The organism is Pseudomonas sp. P39-UII1 (genome assembly GCF_039672635.1).
Classification (GTDB): Bacteria; Pseudomonadota; Gammaproteobacteria; order Pseudomonadales; family Pseudomonadaceae; genus Aquipseudomonas.
Genome location: NZ_JBDFPP010000008.1, coordinates 142,297 through 158,252 on the forward strand (window position 1 = coordinate 142,297; position 15,956 = coordinate 158,252).

Annotated in this window: 14 protein-coding genes; 10 read left to right on the top strand and 4 right to left on the bottom strand. The window is 63.0% G+C overall.

The genetic code is table 11. The features are described from left to right. Positions 1 to 4 precede the first annotated feature (4 nt). From ABEH27_RS13150 to ABEH27_RS13185, 8 genes are all read left to right on the top strand, one after another. Positions 5 to 2,218 carry a chemotaxis protein CheA gene (locus ABEH27_RS13150; protein WP_346614002.1) on the top strand — a complete coding sequence of 738 codons (2,214 nt, stop codon included), beginning with the start codon at positions 5 to 7 and terminating at the stop codon, positions 2,216 to 2,218. A gap of 46 nt (positions 2,219 to 2,264) precedes the next feature. Next, the gene (locus tag ABEH27_RS13155) at positions 2,265 to 3,416 is read left to right on the top strand and encodes a chemotaxis response regulator protein-glutamate methylesterase (RefSeq protein WP_346614003.1); all 1,152 of its coding nucleotides are present in this window, start codon (positions 2,265 to 2,267) and stop codon (positions 3,414 to 3,416) included. Continuing rightward, entirely contained in the window at positions 3,416 to 4,156 is a 741-nt protein-coding gene (locus ABEH27_RS13160) for a flagellar motor protein (RefSeq protein ID WP_346614004.1), read from the top strand. The genes ABEH27_RS13155 and ABEH27_RS13160 overlap by 1 nt, the downstream gene beginning before the upstream one ends. Positions 4,157 to 4,159: 3 nt before the next feature. After that, entirely contained in the window at positions 4,160 to 5,017 is an 858-nt protein-coding gene (motD, locus tag ABEH27_RS13165) for a flagellar motor protein MotD (RefSeq protein ID WP_346614005.1), read from the top strand. A 148-nt stretch (positions 5,018 to 5,165) separates the two neighbouring features. Beyond that, positions 5,166 to 5,957: a ParA family protein gene (locus tag ABEH27_RS13170; RefSeq protein ID WP_346614006.1), complete on the top strand. Its 792-nt coding sequence runs from the start codon at positions 5,166 to 5,168 to the stop codon at positions 5,955 to 5,957. Next, complete coding sequence (locus ABEH27_RS13175) at positions 5,954 to 6,823, top strand: CheW domain-containing protein (RefSeq protein ID WP_346614007.1); 870 nt, start codon at positions 5,954 to 5,956, stop codon at positions 6,821 to 6,823. Before ABEH27_RS13170 ends, ABEH27_RS13175 begins: the two co-directional genes overlap by 4 nt. A gap of 42 nt (positions 6,824 to 6,865) precedes the next feature. Next, a complete protein-coding gene (locus tag ABEH27_RS13180) occupies positions 6,866 to 7,345 on the top strand; it encodes a chemotaxis protein CheW (protein WP_003254393.1) in 480 nt (159 codons plus the stop codon). Position 7,346: 1 nt separating this feature from the next. Continuing rightward, positions 7,347 to 7,742, top strand: coding sequence for a DUF2802 domain-containing protein (locus tag ABEH27_RS13185; RefSeq protein ID WP_346614008.1), 396 nt, complete (start codon positions 7,347 to 7,349; stop codon positions 7,740 to 7,742). Positions 7,743 to 7,919: 177 nt separating this feature from the next. Here ABEH27_RS13185 and ABEH27_RS13190 read toward each other — a convergent pair whose 3' ends face one another. From ABEH27_RS13190 to ABEH27_RS13205, 4 genes are all read right to left on the bottom strand, one after another. After that, positions 7,920 to 10,670 carry a DUF6543 domain-containing protein gene (locus ABEH27_RS13190; protein ID WP_346614009.1) on the bottom strand — a complete coding sequence of 917 codons (2,751 nt, stop codon included), beginning with the start codon at positions 10,668 to 10,670 and terminating at the stop codon, positions 7,920 to 7,922. A gap of 66 nt (positions 10,671 to 10,736) precedes the next feature. Continuing rightward, positions 10,737 to 11,075, bottom strand: coding sequence for an EscU/YscU/HrcU family type III secretion system export apparatus switch protein (locus ABEH27_RS13195; RefSeq protein WP_346614010.1), 339 nt, complete (start codon positions 11,073 to 11,075; stop codon positions 10,737 to 10,739). Further along, positions 11,072 to 12,628: a flagellar hook-length control protein FliK gene (locus ABEH27_RS13200; protein ID WP_346614011.1), complete on the bottom strand. Its 1,557-nt coding sequence runs from the start codon at positions 12,626 to 12,628 to the stop codon at positions 11,072 to 11,074. Before ABEH27_RS13200 ends, ABEH27_RS13195 begins: the two co-directional genes overlap by 4 nt. 126 nt (positions 12,629 to 12,754) lie before the next feature. Beyond that, the gene (locus tag ABEH27_RS13205) at positions 12,755 to 14,347 is read right to left on the bottom strand and encodes a hypothetical protein (RefSeq protein ID WP_346614012.1); all 1,593 of its coding nucleotides are present in this window, start codon (positions 14,345 to 14,347) and stop codon (positions 12,755 to 12,757) included. Between the two features lie 269 nt (positions 14,348 to 14,616). Between ABEH27_RS13205 and ccmA the strand changes: the two genes are divergently transcribed. Beyond that, entirely contained in the window at positions 14,617 to 15,249 is a 633-nt protein-coding gene (gene ccmA, locus ABEH27_RS13210; RefSeq protein WP_346614013.1) for a cytochrome c biogenesis heme-transporting ATPase CcmA, read from the top strand. After that, complete coding sequence (gene ccmB, locus ABEH27_RS13215; RefSeq protein ID WP_012273477.1) at positions 15,246 to 15,914, top strand: heme exporter protein CcmB; 669 nt, start codon at positions 15,246 to 15,248, stop codon at positions 15,912 to 15,914. The genes ccmA and ccmB overlap by 4 nt, the downstream gene beginning before the upstream one ends. Positions 15,915 to 15,956: the final 42 nt, after the last annotated feature.

The following is a 15,956-nucleotide window of genomic DNA, read 5'->3' on the forward strand; positions in this document are numbered from 1 at the left end:
TTTGATGAGCTTCGGCGCCGATGAAGAAATCCTTCAGGATTTCCTGGTAGAAGCCGGCGAAATACTTGAGCAACTGTCCGAGCAACTGGTCGAGCTGGAAAGCCGGCCCGACGATGCCGACCTGCTCAATGCCATTTTTCGCGGTTTCCACACTGTAAAAGGGGGCGCCGGCTTCCTCCAGCTCAACGAGCTGGTGGAGTGCTGCCATATCGCCGAGAACGTATTCGACATCCTGCGCAAGGGTGAGCGCCGGGTTGACGCTGAACTGATGGACGTGGTGCTCGAAGCACTGGACACGGTCAACAGCATGTTCGGCCAGGTGCGCGAACGCAGCGAAGTGACCCCGGCCACGCCCGAGTTGCTGGCAGCCCTGGCGCGGCTCGCTGAGCCGGGCAGTGCCCAGGCCGCTGCGCCGGTGGTGGAGGCTGCACCTGTGCAGGCGGAGCCTGCCGCCGAGGCGGATATTACCGATACCGAATTCGAACAGCTGCTCGACTCGCTTGACGCCGTCAAGGCCGAAGCCGCCGCTGCCGAACAGCAGCTGCAGGGCGAAACCCTGACCGGCGCCGGCGATGAGATCACCGACGCCGAGTTCGAATCGCTGCTCGACCAATTGCATGGCAAAGGCCAGTTCTCGCCCGAGGTCGTCGCCAGCGAGCCGGTGGTGGTCACTGCCAGCGCCCCGGCAAGTGACGAGATCACCGACGAAGAATTCGAGTCGCTGCTCGACCAGCTGCATGGCAAAGGCACGTTCCAGGCCGATGCGTTGCCGGCCGCCAGCGCAGCGGTGGCAAGCGATGCGCCGGCGGCTGCCAGCAGCGAAGAAATCAGCGAGCACGAGTTCGAAGCGCTGCTCGATCAGTTGCACGGCAAAGGCAAGTTCTCCGGCGACACCGTCGCCGCCGAGGCGCCAGCTGCCGTTGTTGCCCCCGTGGCTGCCAAGCCGCACAGCCAGCCCGTGGCCAAACCGGCACCTGCCGCTGCAGCCAAGCCCGCCGCACCCGCCCGTGCCCCGGCACCGGCGGCCGAGAAGCATGCGGTCAGCGAAGCGGAAACCACGGTACGCGTCGACACCGCGCGCCTGGACGAGATCATGAACATGGTCGGCGAACTGGTGCTGGTGCGTAACCGCCTGGTGCGCCTGGGCCTGAACAGCGGCGACGAGGCCATGTCCAAGGCCGTGTCGAACCTCGACGTGGTCACTGCCGACCTGCAGACCGCGGTGATGAAAACCCGCATGCAGCCGATCAAGAAAGTCTTCGGCCGCTTCCCGCGCCTGGTTCGTGACCTGGCTCGCCAGCTCAAGAAAGAGATCAACCTGGAGCTGGTCGGCGAAGAAACCGACCTGGACAAAAACCTGGTCGAGGCCCTGGCCGACCCGCTGGTGCACCTGGTGCGCAACGCGGTCGACCACGGCATCGAAATGCCTGACGAGCGTGAAGCCTCGGGCAAGGCGCGCACGGGCCGTGTGGTGCTGTCGGCCGAGCAGGAAGGCGATCACATCCTGTTGTCGATCTCGGACGACGGCAAGGGCATGGACCCGAACATCCTGCGTGCCAAGGCCGTGGAAAAGGGCCTGATGGACAAGGACGCCGCCGAGCGCCTGAGCGAGTCGGACTGCTACAACCTGATCTTCGCCCCAGGCTTCTCGACCAAAACGGAAATTTCCGACGTGTCCGGCCGTGGTGTCGGCATGGACGTGGTGAAGACCAAGATTTCCCAGCTCAACGGCTCGATCAACATCTTCTCGGCCAAGGGCCAGGGTTCGAAGATCGTCATCAAGGTGCCGTTGACCCTGGCGATCATGCCGACCCTGATGGTGATGCTGGGCAACCAGGCGTTCGCCTTCCCGCTGGTCAACGTCAACGAGATCTTCCACCTCGACCTGTCGCGCACCAACGTGGTCGACGGCCAGGAAGTGGTGATCGTGCGCGACAAGGCGCTGCCGCTGTTCTACCTCAAGCGCTGGCTGGTCCAGGGCCAGGTGCATGAAGAACAGCGCGAGGGCCATGTGGTGATCTTGTCGGTCGGTACCCAGCGTATCGGCTTCGTGGTCGACCAGCTGGTGGGCCAGGAAGAGGTAGTGATCAAGCCGCTGGGCAAGATGCTGCAGGGCACCCCGGGCATGTCCGGCGCCACCATCACCGGTGACGGTCGCATTGCGCTGATCCTCGACGTACCGAGCATGCTCAAGCGTTACGCGGCGCGGCGTATTTGATTTCGGTGGCGCGCCCTGGCGGGCTGCGCCACCTAATGGAGTGTTTATGGCAGTCAAGGTCCTGGTGGTGGATGATTCCGGTTTCTTCCGCCGCCGCGTCTCGGAAATCCTCTCGGCGGACCCGACGATCCAGGTCGTGGGTACCGCGACCAACGGCAGGGAAGCGATCGACCAGGCACTGGCGCTCAAACCTGATGTCATCACCATGGACTACGAAATGCCCATGATGGATGGCATCACCGCCGTGCGGCACATCATGCAGCGCTGCCCGACGCCGGTGTTGATGTTCTCCTCGCTGACCCACGAAGGCGCCCGGGTAACCCTCGACGCGCTGGATGCCGGTGCGGTGGATTACCTGCCGAAGAACTTCGAAGACATTTCGCGCAACCCGGAAAAGGTCAAGCAGATGCTGTGCGAAAAGGTACATACCCTTTCGCGCAGCAACCGCCGCTTTGGCGGTTACGCAAGCCCCGCGCCGGTCACCGCGCCAGCCCCGGCCAGCGTAGCCCACGCCCCGGCCAGCAGCCTTGCCAGCCACGCCCCGGCGCGTGCGGCAGCGCCAGCCCGTGCAACGGCCCCGGCACCCGCACACTCGCCAACGCATTCGCCAACGCATTCGCCAGCGCCCAAGCGCAAGCCCTACAAGCTGGTGGCCATCGGTACGTCCACCGGCGGCCCGGTCGCCCTGCAACGGGTGCTGACGCAGCTGCCTGGCAACTTCCCGGCGCCGATCGTGCTCATCCAGCACATGCCGGCGGCGTTCACCAAGGCATTTGCCGAGCGCCTCGACAAGCTGTGCAGGATCAGCGTCAAGGAAGCCGAGGATGGCGACGTGTTGCGCCCGGGCCTGGCCCTGTTGGCGCCCGGCGGCAAGCAGATGATGATCGATGGGCGTGGCACGGTGAAGATCCTGCCCGGTGACGAGCGCCTGAACTACAAGCCGTGCGTGGACATCACCTTCGGCTCGGCGGCCAAGTCGTACGGCGACAAGGTACTGTCGGTGGTGCTCACCGGCATGGGTGCCGACGGCCGGGAAGGCGCGCGCCTGCTCAAGCAAGGCGGCAGCACCGTGTGGGCCCAGGATGAAGCCAGCTGCGTGATCTATGGCATGCCCATGGCCATCGTCAAGGCCAACCTGGCCGATGCGGTGTACAGCCTGGATGAAATTGGCAAGCACCTGGTCGAGGCCTGCGTCTGATGGATGTTTTGAGCCTGATTGGCCTGATTCTGGCGTTCGTTGCCATTGTCGGCGGCAACTTCCTCGAAGGCGGGCACGTGGGTGCGCTGCTCAATGGTCCGGCGGCGTTGATCGTGCTTGGCGGTACCTTGGCAGCGGCGCTGTTGCAGTCGCCGCTGGCGTCGTTCAAGCGTGCCTTGCAGATCTTGCGCTGGATCATCTTCCCGCCGCGGGTGGACCTGGCTGGCGGCATCGACCGGGTGGTGAACTGGAGCCTGACGGCCCGCAAGGAGGGCCTGCTGGGCCTGGAGGGCGTGGCGGATGCCGAGCCCGACCCGTACGCGCGCAAGGGCTTGCAGTTGCTGGTCGATGGCGCCGAGCCCGAATCGATCCGCAGCATCCTGGAGGTGGATTTCCTCACCCAGGAAGGCCGCGATATCCAGGCAGCCAAAGTGTTCGAAAGCATGGGCGGCTACGCGCCGACCATCGGTATCATCGGTGCGGTCATGGGCCTGATCCATGTGATGGGCAACCTGGCCGACCCTTCTCAGCTGGGTAACGGCATTGCCGTGGCCTTCGTTGCCACCATTTACGGCGTAGCCAGCGCCAACCTGATCCTGCTGCCCGTCGCCAACAAGCTCAAGGCCATCGTCATTCGCCAGTCGCGCTACCGCGAGATGCTGCTTGAGGGCTTGTTGTCGATTGCCGAGGGTGAAAACCCGCGCTCGATCGAGCTGAAGCTGCAAGGCTTCATGGAGTAACCCATGCGTCGCCGTCGTCATACCGAGGAACACGAAAACCACGAGCGCTGGCTGGTGTCGTACGCCGACTTCATCACCTTGCTGTTCGCCTTTTTCGTGGTCATGTATTCGATTTCCTCGATCAACGAGGGCAAGTACAAGGTCATCTCGCAAGCGCTGCTGGGGGTGTTCAACGACCCTGAGCGGAGCATGAAGCCGATCCCCATCGGCGATGAGCAGCCGCTTAGCGTCAAGCCGGCCGAGCCGTTGATCAAGGACAGCGAACAGATTGATGCGGGCCTTGCGCAGAACAGCGTGGACCCACTGAAAACCATCAGCGACGACGTGCGCGATGCGTTCGGCGACTTGATCAAGTCCGACCAGATGACCGTGCGCGGCAACGAGCTGTGGGTGGAGATCGAGCTCAACTCGTCGTTGCTGTTCGGCAGCGGTGATGCCATGCCCAGCGACAAGGCGTTCGACATCATCGAAAAGGTCGCGAACATCCTCAAGCCGTTCGCCAACCCGGTGCACGTCGAGGGCTTTACCGACAACCTGCCGATCCGCACGGCGCAGTACCCGACCAACTGGGAGTTGTCGTCGGCGCGTGCAGCGAGCATCGTGCGCCTGCTGGCGATGGAAGGGGTGAACCCCGGGCGCATGGCGTCGGTAGGTTATGGCGAATATCAGCCGGTGGCCAGCAACGACACGGCCGAAGGCCGTGCGCGCAACCGAAGGGTGGTGCTGGTGATTTCCCGCAACCTCGAAGTACGCCGCAGTTTGACCGGCTCCGGCAGCGCCAACGCCACCCCGGACGCCGCCTTGCGCCGTGCTGGCACACAAAGTGCACCGGCAACGCCAGTAACGACGGCGGGGCAGTGACTCGTCAATTCTCTGTCGCCCCATACCCGGTGAGAGCCGGCTTGCCGGCGATGCAGGCAACGCGGTGTGTGGCACCGGCGCTGCCGGTGATCGCCGGCAAGCCGGCTCCCACAGGGGGCCGCGGCATCAATGAATCAAGAGTTGTCCTATGAGAGTCTGGGCAGTAGCCAATCAAAAAGGCGGGGTCGGCAAGACCACCACCACCATCGCCCTGGCCGGCCTGCTGGCCGAGGCGGGCAAGCGCGTGGTAGTCGTCGACCTCGACCCCCACGGCTCGATGACCAGCTATTTCGGGCACAACCCCGATGCCCTGGAGCACAGCTGCTACGACTTGTTCCTGCACAAGGGCCAGGTGCCTGACGGCCTGCCCGGGCAACTGCTGCTGCCTACCAGCCACGAGCGCATCTCGCTGCTGCCGTCGAGCACCGCACTGGCGGTGCTGGAGCGTCAGTCGCCCGGGCAGAGTGGCCTGGGCCTGGTGGTCGCCAAGAGTCTGGCGCAGTTGTGGCAGGATTTCGACTTTGCCTTGATCGACAGCCCGCCGCTGCTCGGCGTGCTGATGGTCAATGCCCTGGCTGCCAGCCAGCAGTTGGTGATCCCGGTACAGACCGAGTTCCTGGCAGTCAAGGGCCTGGAGCGGATGATCGGCACGCTGGCCATGATCAACCGTTCGCGCAAGCAGGCCTTGCCGTACCAGATCGTGCCGACCCTGTTCGACCGCCGTACCCAGGCCTCGCTGGGCACCCTCAAGGTGCTGCGCGATACCTATGGACAGCAGGTGTGGCAGGGCTATATCCCGGTCGACACACGCTTGCGCGATGCCAGCCGCAACGGCGTCACGCCGTCACAGTTCGATGGCAAGAGCCGCGGCGTGATCGCCTACCGGGCGCTGCTCAAGCACCTGCTCACCTACAAGACTGCCGTGCAGGTGGCGTCATGACCGTGAAGACCGGCACCCGGCCGCAACTGGCGCTGCAATCGTATCTCGATGGCCTGCTGCAGGAAGCCACCGAGGCTGAGGACATACTTGACCTGCCCGCCGCGAGCGACGAGTTTGCCGCCGCCGTGCGCGAAGAGCAGGCCCGCGATGTGCGCCAGCAGGCCCCTGTTGCCAGCAGCGTTGCGAAGCCTTTCGCCGAACCGCAGCTGAAGGTTCTGCCAACGGTTTTGCCTGTCGAAGAGCCGGTGGTGGCGGTGGTCGAGGCCGAGGTGGTGGCCGAGGCCAGCATCCCCGTCCTGACTGAGGTCCAGGCCCCTGAACCGGTCGCGCCGCTGGTCGAAGTGCACCTGCCTGCGCCGGATGTGCCAGCACCGCCCGCCACGCTCGACGGTCGACCGGCCTGGGCTGCCGAGCCGTTCGAGTGCCTGCTGTTCGACGTCGCCGGGCTGACCCTGGCGGTGCCGCTGGTGTGCCTGGGTTCGATCTACAGCCTGCAAGGCCAGGAGCTGACGCCGCTGTTCGGCCAGCCTGACTGGTTTCTCGGCATCCTGACCTGCCAGGCGGGCAACCTGAAGGTGCTGGACACCGCACGTTGGGTGATGCCCGACCGCTACCGCGACGATTTTCGCCAGGGCCTGCATTACGTGATTTCCGTCCAGGGCTATGAATGGGGGCTGGCGGTGCACCAGGTCAGCCGCTCGCTGCGCCTGGACCCGTCCGAGATCAAGTGGCGCAGCCAGCGTGGCCAGCGCCCGTGGCTGGCCGGCACGGTGATCGAACACATGTGTGCGCTGCTGGACGTCGCCGAACTGGCCGAGCTGATCGCCAGTGGCGCGGTCAAGCAGCTGCATGCCAAACACAAATAACTGCGAACACACCGCCATTGGCGGATTTTGAGGGCTAGGGGAATGAAAAAGTCGTCTGCACAGGGTTCTGAAGATCCGATCCTGCAGTGGGTAACCTTCCGGCTGGACAATGAGTCCTACGGCATCAATGTGATGCAGGTGCAGGAAGTGCTGCGTTACACCGAGATCGCCCCGGTACCGGGCGCGCCCAGCTACGTGCTGGGCATCATCAACCTGCGTGGCAACGTGGTGACGGTGATCGATACCCGTCAGCGCTTCGGCCTGATGCCCACCGAGGTGACCGACAACACCCGTATCGTCATCATCGAGGCCGACAAGCAAGTGGTCGGCATCCTGGTCGACAGCGTGGCCGAGGTGGTCTACCTGCGCCAGTCGGAGATCGAGACTGCGCCGAACGTGGGTAATGAAGAGTCTGCCAAGTTCATCCAGGGCGTGTGCAACAAGAACGGCGAGCTGCTGATCCTGGTAGAGCTGGACAAGATGATGACCGAGGAAGAGTGGTCCGAGCTGGAGAACATCTGAGTTGATTTTCGAGGTTGCTGTCATCTTCCTGGCGCTGCTGTGGGCGCTGAGCCTGTGGTTTTTCCTCAACTACAGCAAGCGCCAGCGCGAGCTGGCTGCCCAGCAGGCCCAGGGTGATGCGCTGCGTGACCAGCGCATCAAGGACCTGGCCAAGCGCCTGGATGACTACCAGAACGGCACCGTGCGCATGGGCGAAGCCATCCACGCATTGCGCACCGAGGTGGCCACTGTGCCCGACCGGCTGGAGCGCCTGGAGCAACGTGACCCGAGCAATGTCACCTTCAGCCAGGCAGCCAAGCTGGTGGGCATGGGCGCGAGCATTTCGGAACTGACCGAAACCTGCGGGCTGACCCAGGCCGAGGCGGAGCTGATGAGCAAGCTGCACCGGGCTCCTTGACGGCGGTTGGGAGGTATCGGGGTCCAGGTCGAGGTTCTGCTGTCGTGCCCCGCGCCTATTGCAGCGCCGGCTTGACGATCGGGACGGGGCACACGGCTGAGCAGCGACGTGACATGACGTACGCCTGCCTGGCCAATCGCTGACGAGGGGGTGGAGGGAAGCGTTACGGACGTCATCTCAGTTATTCACCCACGAGTGGTTGCCGCCGACCTTGGCAAAACGGTTCAGGGGCAGGAGCTTTCTCAGCGCTGCGTTGGCCTGTGCAACGTCGATGAAGCTATAGGTATTGATACGCGGCATGGTGTGCAGGTTGATGATCTGGCGCAGGGTACGCAGGCCCGGCAGGTGGCGGTCGACGACCTCGGTGACCAGCGCTGGGCCGGTCATATAGCTGAGTTTGCTGGCATAGCGGTAAAAACCCGCCGGGTCCTGCGCCAGGCTCGGGCGGCTGTCGTAGAAGTCTGTGGCGGTCTGATAACGTGCGAGCATTTCCTCGGAAATCGCCTCGAGCACTGGGTTGCCTGGGTGACTGCCGATGAGGCTGGTGTTGTACAGGCAGTTCATGCTCATTTTCTCGTTGGACATGGGGGGTGCCAGCAGCAGGCCACTGGGCCCGGTGTGCAGCGCCACCTGATCGATCGATTCGCTGGGCTGCCCTACCGGCTGTCCATTGATGATCTCGGGGTGCTCCCCGGCTGCCAGCAACGAGTCGTCGACATCCATGTACAAACCGCCTTCGTGATGCAGCATCGGATAACGCAGAACATCGGAGGCCGAGGCGTAGTTGGTCGCAATGCCCCCATTGCCATCCAGTGCTGCCTCGTATTGCGCGTGATAGCGGCTCTGGCGAAACGCTCGGAAGAAAGCCTGCTCTTCAAGTGGAAGCACCTGCAGGCCTGGCGCCCGGGCTGCCAGCAGGCTTGCATTTTGTTCATAGGCTGTAGGCGAGGCCTTCGACAGGAACAGCCGTAGGCTGTATTCACTGTCGCTGAGGCGCTCAGCGTTGGCGGCAAGGTTCGCCAGTAATGGTTCGCTGATGACGTTGTCGCCGACCCACAGGCTGGATATCCGTTTGGGAATTGGCGCGCTTTCTGGCGCCAGTGTCGGGACATGCACCGGCAGCGGCAAATCGATACCCATGGCACGCAGGCTGCGGGTGCGCATGGCGTCGGTCACTGGGCGGGGCATTTTGAGGGCGACCAGGTCGCGGCTGTTGGGGACGGCGATGAATGCTGGCGGGTTGACGTCGTTCAGGTCGCCCTCGCGAATGAATGCATCCCGCTCCAGGTCGTAGACCACATGCGCGTTGTAGCCCTCGATGCTGGCGTCGAGGGTATCGAGTTCGCCATCGTAGCGCGGTACACGTACCACTGCTCCGGCAATATCCGGGTCGCCTTCGGCAAGCGGCGCGATGGGGTAGTGGTTGTGAAAATAGACCGCTCCCTCTGGCTCTGGTAGCCGCGGTGGACTGGTCGGGCTCAACGGATAGCCGAACTGCCCGTTGACCTCGCGTGGCATGACAAAACCGTCACTTTTGAATTCGAACAGTGCCTTGATGCTTGCCGTACCTTCTATCGCCAGCGGTGCGGCGTTGAACAGCCCCCAGGCTATGTCGCCAACACCGTCCTGCTTGGCTTTCAGGCTGCCGCCATTGATCACCTGGTCCAGGCCCAGGCCCAGCTGGGCAATGCCTCCGATCGCCAGCAGCGGTGCCAGCCCTGGAACTACCAGGCACAGGGGTGCCAGCAGGTTGAGGGTATTGGTGAGGTAGCCACGCCATTTGCCCTTGGTTACCTGGCTATCGGTGGTAATGACGAAGTCTGCATCGTCGTAACTGCGCTGGCGCTGGCGCTCGGTCAAGGCCGCGAACATATCCCCGGTCAGTTTGGGGTTGTATTTGCCAGGTTTGTAGTTCACATAGGTTCTGGGTGCCCAGACACCATCATCGTTGAAAAAGCCATGTTCAGGCGGCAGTCGGTGCCGGTTTGGATAATCGCCAAGGCCCTCGAGGGCCGTGTCCAGACCACTGAAATCGAGGCCTGGGGGGCGGTCGGCGAGCCTGAAGTGCTGCTTGAGTGCCTCGCGCCGGGTAGGGTCCTTGCACTGATCGCCCACCCAGTCCTTGAGTAGGTTTTCGCTTTCGAATTCAAGCAAAGGCGAGCTGTTACCTGGCATGTACAGCAGGGTCAGATCGCTGTCGGGGTCATTGATGTACAACAGATCGGTGGCCGTGTAGCCATAGATGTTCAGCGTGCTCAACCGAATTTTGCGGCGTCGCGGCATGAGCCCGGCGGCTCGCCAGGCCAGTTTGCGGGCGGCATCGCTGAGGCGGCCCTGGCTGACCTGGGCGTTGCAGGCCGCGATGAAATTGAGCTTACCGGCCAGGCGATGATTGTCCTTGTGCTGCTGCCAGTAGGTGTCGAGCATGGCTTTGAACGGGCCATGAAAATCCAGTTGCTCGATGAAGCGCTGGAAGGCTTCGGCCGGGATCTGCACGTGCGTCGAGGCATCGTAACGGGCGGGCTCGGTGCGCTTGAACAGCCCGTTGTAGACTTCGAATGCAGCACCCTGATAGCTGAAGCTCGGCGCCGGCAGGCGCTCGACCAGCCTCAGCGGCCCTTGCGGAAAAGCCCCAGCCCACGGCGCTGCGAACAAGGCGCCGAACAGGTTGTTGGCGGATTCGCCCTGCCAGTTGCCGAGCAGGGCCTGGGTCATGCTCTGGGCCTGCTGGACCGTTGCCAGGTAGCCCTGTTCATCGGGCCGGTAATGGAGGGTGACCACATCGACCTGATCGGGGTCGATATCCACATCTTGCCCGGCCAGCCACTGGCGGATCAGGCGGCTGGCTTCACGGTCCGGGCGTGGCACATTGGCCAGATGGTCTACTACGAACTGCACGCCGTCGGCGTTGATTTTGCTGTCGATCATGGCGGTCACCTTGTCTGCGAGGCTGACAAGGGTGGGCGCATGGCAGTACCGGCTGGCGGTAGATAGTTAAAGCCCAGCGCCAGGCAGCAGCGGCGGTGCCGGGGTGATATCGCGCTCGGCTGCAGGCGCATCGTCGAAGCCGACCGGCACTTTGCCGCGCAGTCGCCAGGCAAAGGCGATGATCTCGGCGATGGTCAGGTACAGTGCCTCGGGGATCTGCTCGCCCAGCTCAAGGCGCGCCAGCAGGCGAACCAGCTCGGCGTTTTCATAGATTGGAATTTCATGCTCTCGGGCGATCGCGAGGATGGCCTCGGCCAGATCGTCGTCGCCTTTGGCGGTGAGCGTTGGCGCCTGTTGGCCGTCGTAGCTCAAGGCGATGGCCTGGCGCAGTGTGGTGTCACTCATGCGGTTTCGTCCACCCAGCGTTGTTCCACCCGGGTGTGCGGGCCCTGCGGTGGGATGCCTGCATGGCACTCCAGGTCACCGACCACCAAGCCGCGAGCCAGCAGGCATCCACGCAGTTCACCGAGCTGTTTGTCTATCAGTTGCGCGGTCTGTTCACGTTCAGCCCACAGCTGGCCCGACAACCGCCCTTGGCTCAGTTGCGCCTGGACTTGCAGGGGGCCAAGCGGAGCCAGGTCGAAGGCAAGGTCGATGCGCCACAGCGCCTGCAGTGGGTCTTGTCGCCCGCGCTTGCGCTCGGCCTGCTGCTCTGGCGTTTGTTCGCGCTGCAACTTCATCTGCAAGGGGATGAAGTCTTGGCCGTGGCGTACCGGGATCTCCGTCTGCCAGGTAGTCTGCAGATTGCCGTTATCCAGCGTGCCTGATTGCTGCAGGCTGCTCAGGGCGTGGCTTTGCAGGCGCGAAATCGCAGCAGCGGCCAGGCGCAACAGTTGCTGCAGATCGCTTTCGTATTCCATGGCCTGCAGCAGCCGCGAGGGCAGCGGAAAGGCCCCGGACGGTGTCCGCGGGCTGACCCGGTCGAGCATGCCCAGCGCGTTGCGGGCCATGGCCGGCAAGGCCTGGGCCAGGGTGGCGGAGGCGGTCAGCGGGTTGCTCGGCGCGTTCGCCGAGGCCTGGGCCACCAGCCGCAGCAGTTGAGACTTGAGGTCGCTGGCCATGTCGGCGCTGAAGCCGCCGAGCAGCTTGGCCTCAAGGAAAACGCCACTGTTGTTCAGGGCCTGGGCGAGTGCTCTACCGTCGCTGAGCTGGCGAGCATCCGGCAGGCTTGCCAGCAGGCTGTTGGCGCTGCTGCGCAGTTCGCCATCGCTGCTCGCGCTGCTGGCAAGCTGCTGCAGGGCGTTGAGCAGGCCGGGCAGGGACGCCTGGCGGCCTTGCTGGGTGAGCAACTGCTGGGCGATGTTCAACTGGCCTTGGCGCCCACTGAGCGGCATGAAGCGCAGCGACTGGTCGCCTTGCACCAGGGCGCTGAGCAGGCTGCCGACCGGCAGCGGGCGAGGGCTGTCGATGGTCAGTGTGGCGCCGGCCTGGGCGGTGTTGAGCAGGCTCACCAGCGAGCGGAAGCTGGCAGCTTGCCCTGGGTTTTGCGGCAACGGCTGGTTGGTCAGGACCTTGCCCTGCAGCAAGGTGCCCACTGGGACCTTGCTGGTATCGAGCTGGACCAGGGTGGCGACATTGCTGGCGCTGGCCTGTTGCACCATCACCGCCAGGCGGTTGCTTTGCGGCTGGCTGACGGTGATCTGGCTGCCTGGCGCAATCGGCTGGCTGGCATTGGCCTGGACCTGGGTCTGGGTGCCATTGGCCTGGATCACCTGCAGCACCAGCTGGAAGGTGCTACCGGTCTGACGCAAGGTCAGCACTTCGGCCTGCGCCGTCTCACCGGGTTTCAGCAGGCCGGGTTGGGCCTGGGACAACCTTAACAACTCACCGGCCATTGCGACCTTGACCGCCTGGTGACCGATGGCGGTTGATGCGTTGAGGCCATTGATGTCAGTCATTTTTGCTTACCGCAATTTGTCGAGTGGGGCGGCCAAGCGGCGACCCCACGAATCTGGAGCATTCTTGTCAGGGTAACGGCAGCAAGATCGATGACTTGAAGCGTTGCTTGGGAGAGTGATGATAGGTCACGATCCCTTGTACAGTTCGATGAGTTCACTCACGCTGAACTGGGCCGGGATTACTATCCAACACCAGTACCATTTACGTTCGTCAGGTTCAATGGCCGCCAGCACCGTCAAGCGAGTAGCTGCGCTGTCGGAAAGGCTGACGACGCCTCGTTCATCGACTGTGCCTTCACCGACGAGAAACGTCCATTCAATGGTAGCGGGGTCCACCACCACTGGATTCCCCCCACCGCGCGGGTGATAGAACATTGATAAACGCAAGTTGCCCTGATGTTCGTCGGCTTGAAAGAAGTGGGTCGGTGCGGTATGCAACACCGTGTGATAGCAAAGAGATGGCTCCTGGCCGACTTTGCATACCAGGGTGTCGACGCTCAGGGGAAGCTCCGGGAGACTGGCTTTAAGTGCGCAGGGCACGTTGGTTTTACCCTCGTCGTAAGCCGTCGAAGCGTTGGGAGCAGGCGGAACGTACTTCCATTGCTTATCAGTATTCAGCAAGGTTCCCACTGCTGGATTGCGCAATTCCCAAGTCGCTGAATCGGTGGGAGGGAAAGTCTCCAGTTTATAGGCCCCGGCGCCTTCATTGTGTACGATGAAGACAGGATTGGCAGCATAATCCGCGCGCCGCCGGGTGTTACTCTCAAGGAGTGACTCAGAATATGCGTAAATGCCCACACTTTCTTGCCTAACAGCGGTATCCCTTTCAGCAAGCTTGAATGACTCGACCATGCCCCCAGCCAACAGGTCGCACAGGTACTCAATACCTTCCGTGCTGAAACCTGACGCACGCATCTGGGACGTGGAGAAAAACGTGGTAGCCAGGTAGGGGAGCCGCCATGGAATTAAGAGATTCTTGGTAACGATAAGGTATTTCTGGCCGTTAGGGTCAGGTAGCGTGGGATTGGCGTCGGGTGCGGCCACATGTACCAGTGTCTGGTGGGCGTCTGCGCTGGCCCGATGCGTGCGTATGAAAAGGTTCACGGGTTTCACGCCGGCAAAGGGTCGGCCTTTCTTCAGCGTGAACGTCTGGTCAGGGGCATGGCGCAAGTGTGTGGCCAGGCCCCTTGCACCCTCCTCGTCACGATTACTGCCTTGCGCATCGCTGAGGAAAAAACGTGGTGCGTGGCCCCAGCCCAGGCTTATGGCACCATCCTCCGCAAGGATGGCGCTGTTTTCAGCTGCGTAGTATTCGGTATTGAGATACTGACCCCCGCTGGGAAGAATCGTGATCTTGAAGGGGGTTCGCAAAGGATGGCCATCCGATCGAGACAGCTCCGTCTCCATACGCCAGGTGATCGGTTCGCGTATGGTCAGTATGGTGTCCGCCAGCGTCGTTTTGTCGACGATCAGACGGCCCCGGCCGAGCGTCGAAGAAACGGCTCGCCAGGTTTGCCCTGGGGTAATCGTGTCGATGCCGTTGATCACTTTTTCCGGCCAATCGTGCTGGGATTCCTGGAGCCTTGTCAGTAGAAGGTTAAGCGTATCGGTGTCGTAGGCAACTATTGCCATACTGCCCCTGAGAAAGCTTCCTTCCGAAGGACGGCCCTGCGCCCAGTTGATGATGTCATCCGCAGTCTGCTGAGGTACCGAGTTCATTTCGTCTCTCCGATGAATGGCCCAGTTCGAGCATGACCGGCGCAAAAAAACGGCACAACTGTCAGAATTGTCAGGTCAGGCTGTGCTTGTTGCGCATGCCTGGTGCAACGAATGGTTTTGTTGATCTCAGGCATGACTGTATACAATCATGCGGATCTATCGCTTGGCAGCGTTGCCATGGATGTAATAATGCGTGCTGCCCTTCTCAGCCCAGAAGCAAGCGCAGGTAAATGCATCGACCGTTCGTTCAATTTGCATAAGGCGAATCCGTGACCCTTCACCTCCAAGCCGCAGGCCTGGCCTGCGAGCGCGACTGGCGCCTGCTGTTCGAGCACCTCGATTTCGAGTTGCGCCCGGGCGACATGCTGCAGATCAGTGGCCCCAACGGCAGCGGCAAGACCAGCCTGCTGCGCCTGTTGGCCGGGCTGATGCAGCCGACCGCCGGGCAGATCCTGCTGGGCGGCAAGCCATTGGCCGAACAACGGCATGCCTTGGCCAGTATCCTGCTGTGGATCGGCCATGCTGCGGGCATCAAGGACCTGCTCACCGCCGAGGAAAACCTGGCGTGGTTGTGCGCGCTGCACCAGCCGGCCAGCACCGAGGTGATCTGGGCTGCGCTGGCGGCCGTCGGCCTGCGCGGTTTCGAAGACGTACCCTGCCATACCCTGTCTGCCGGCCAGCAGCGCCGGGTGGCATTGGCCCGGCTGTACCTGGACAGCCCGCCACTGTGGATTCTCGACGAGCCGTTCACGGCCCTCGACAAGCAGGGCGTGGCTCAGCTCGAAGCGCACCTGGCGGCCCATTGCGAGCAGGGCGGCACCGTGGTGCTGACCACCCATCACAGTCTCGATCGCAAGCCTTCCGGCTACCGCGAATTGAACCTGGGGCAATGGGCGGCATGAGCGTATTCATTCTGTTGCTGCGCCGCGAAGCGCGGCTGTTGTTCCGCCGGCCGGCAGAGCTGGCCAACCCACTGGTGTTCTTCGCCATCGTGGTGGCGCTGTTCCCGCTGGCGGTTGGCCCGGAAAGCCAATTGTTGCAAACCTTGTCGCCAGGCTTGGTCTGGGTCGCGGCCTTGCTGGCCGTGCTGCTGTCGTTGGACGGGCTATTCCGCAGCGATTTCGAGGACGGCTCACTGGAGCAATGGGTGTTGTCACCGCACCCGCTGGCGCTGCTGGTGCTGGCCAAGGTCCTGGCACACTGGATCTTTTCCGGGCTGGCGCTGGTATTGTTGGCGCCACTGCTGGCATTGATGCTGGGGCTGCCGAGCCATTGCCTGCCGGTGTTGCTCGGCTCGCTGCTGCTGGGCACGCCGGTGTTGAGCCTGCTGGGCGCGGTTGGTGCGGCGTTGACGGTGGGCCTGAAGCGCGGCGGGTTGCTGCTGGCGTTGCTGATTCTGCCGTTATATATCCCTGTGTTGATCCTGGGCAGTGGTGCGTTGCAGGCGGCATTGCAGAATATGCCGGCCACCGGCCATCTGCTCTGGCTGGCCAGCCTCACGGCCCTGGCAGTCACACTGGCACCCTTTGCGATAGCGGCCGGCCTGAAGATCAGCGTCGGTGAATAACGAGTCCCGGGCTCTCAAGCCCGGCTAATACCCTGGATGTAC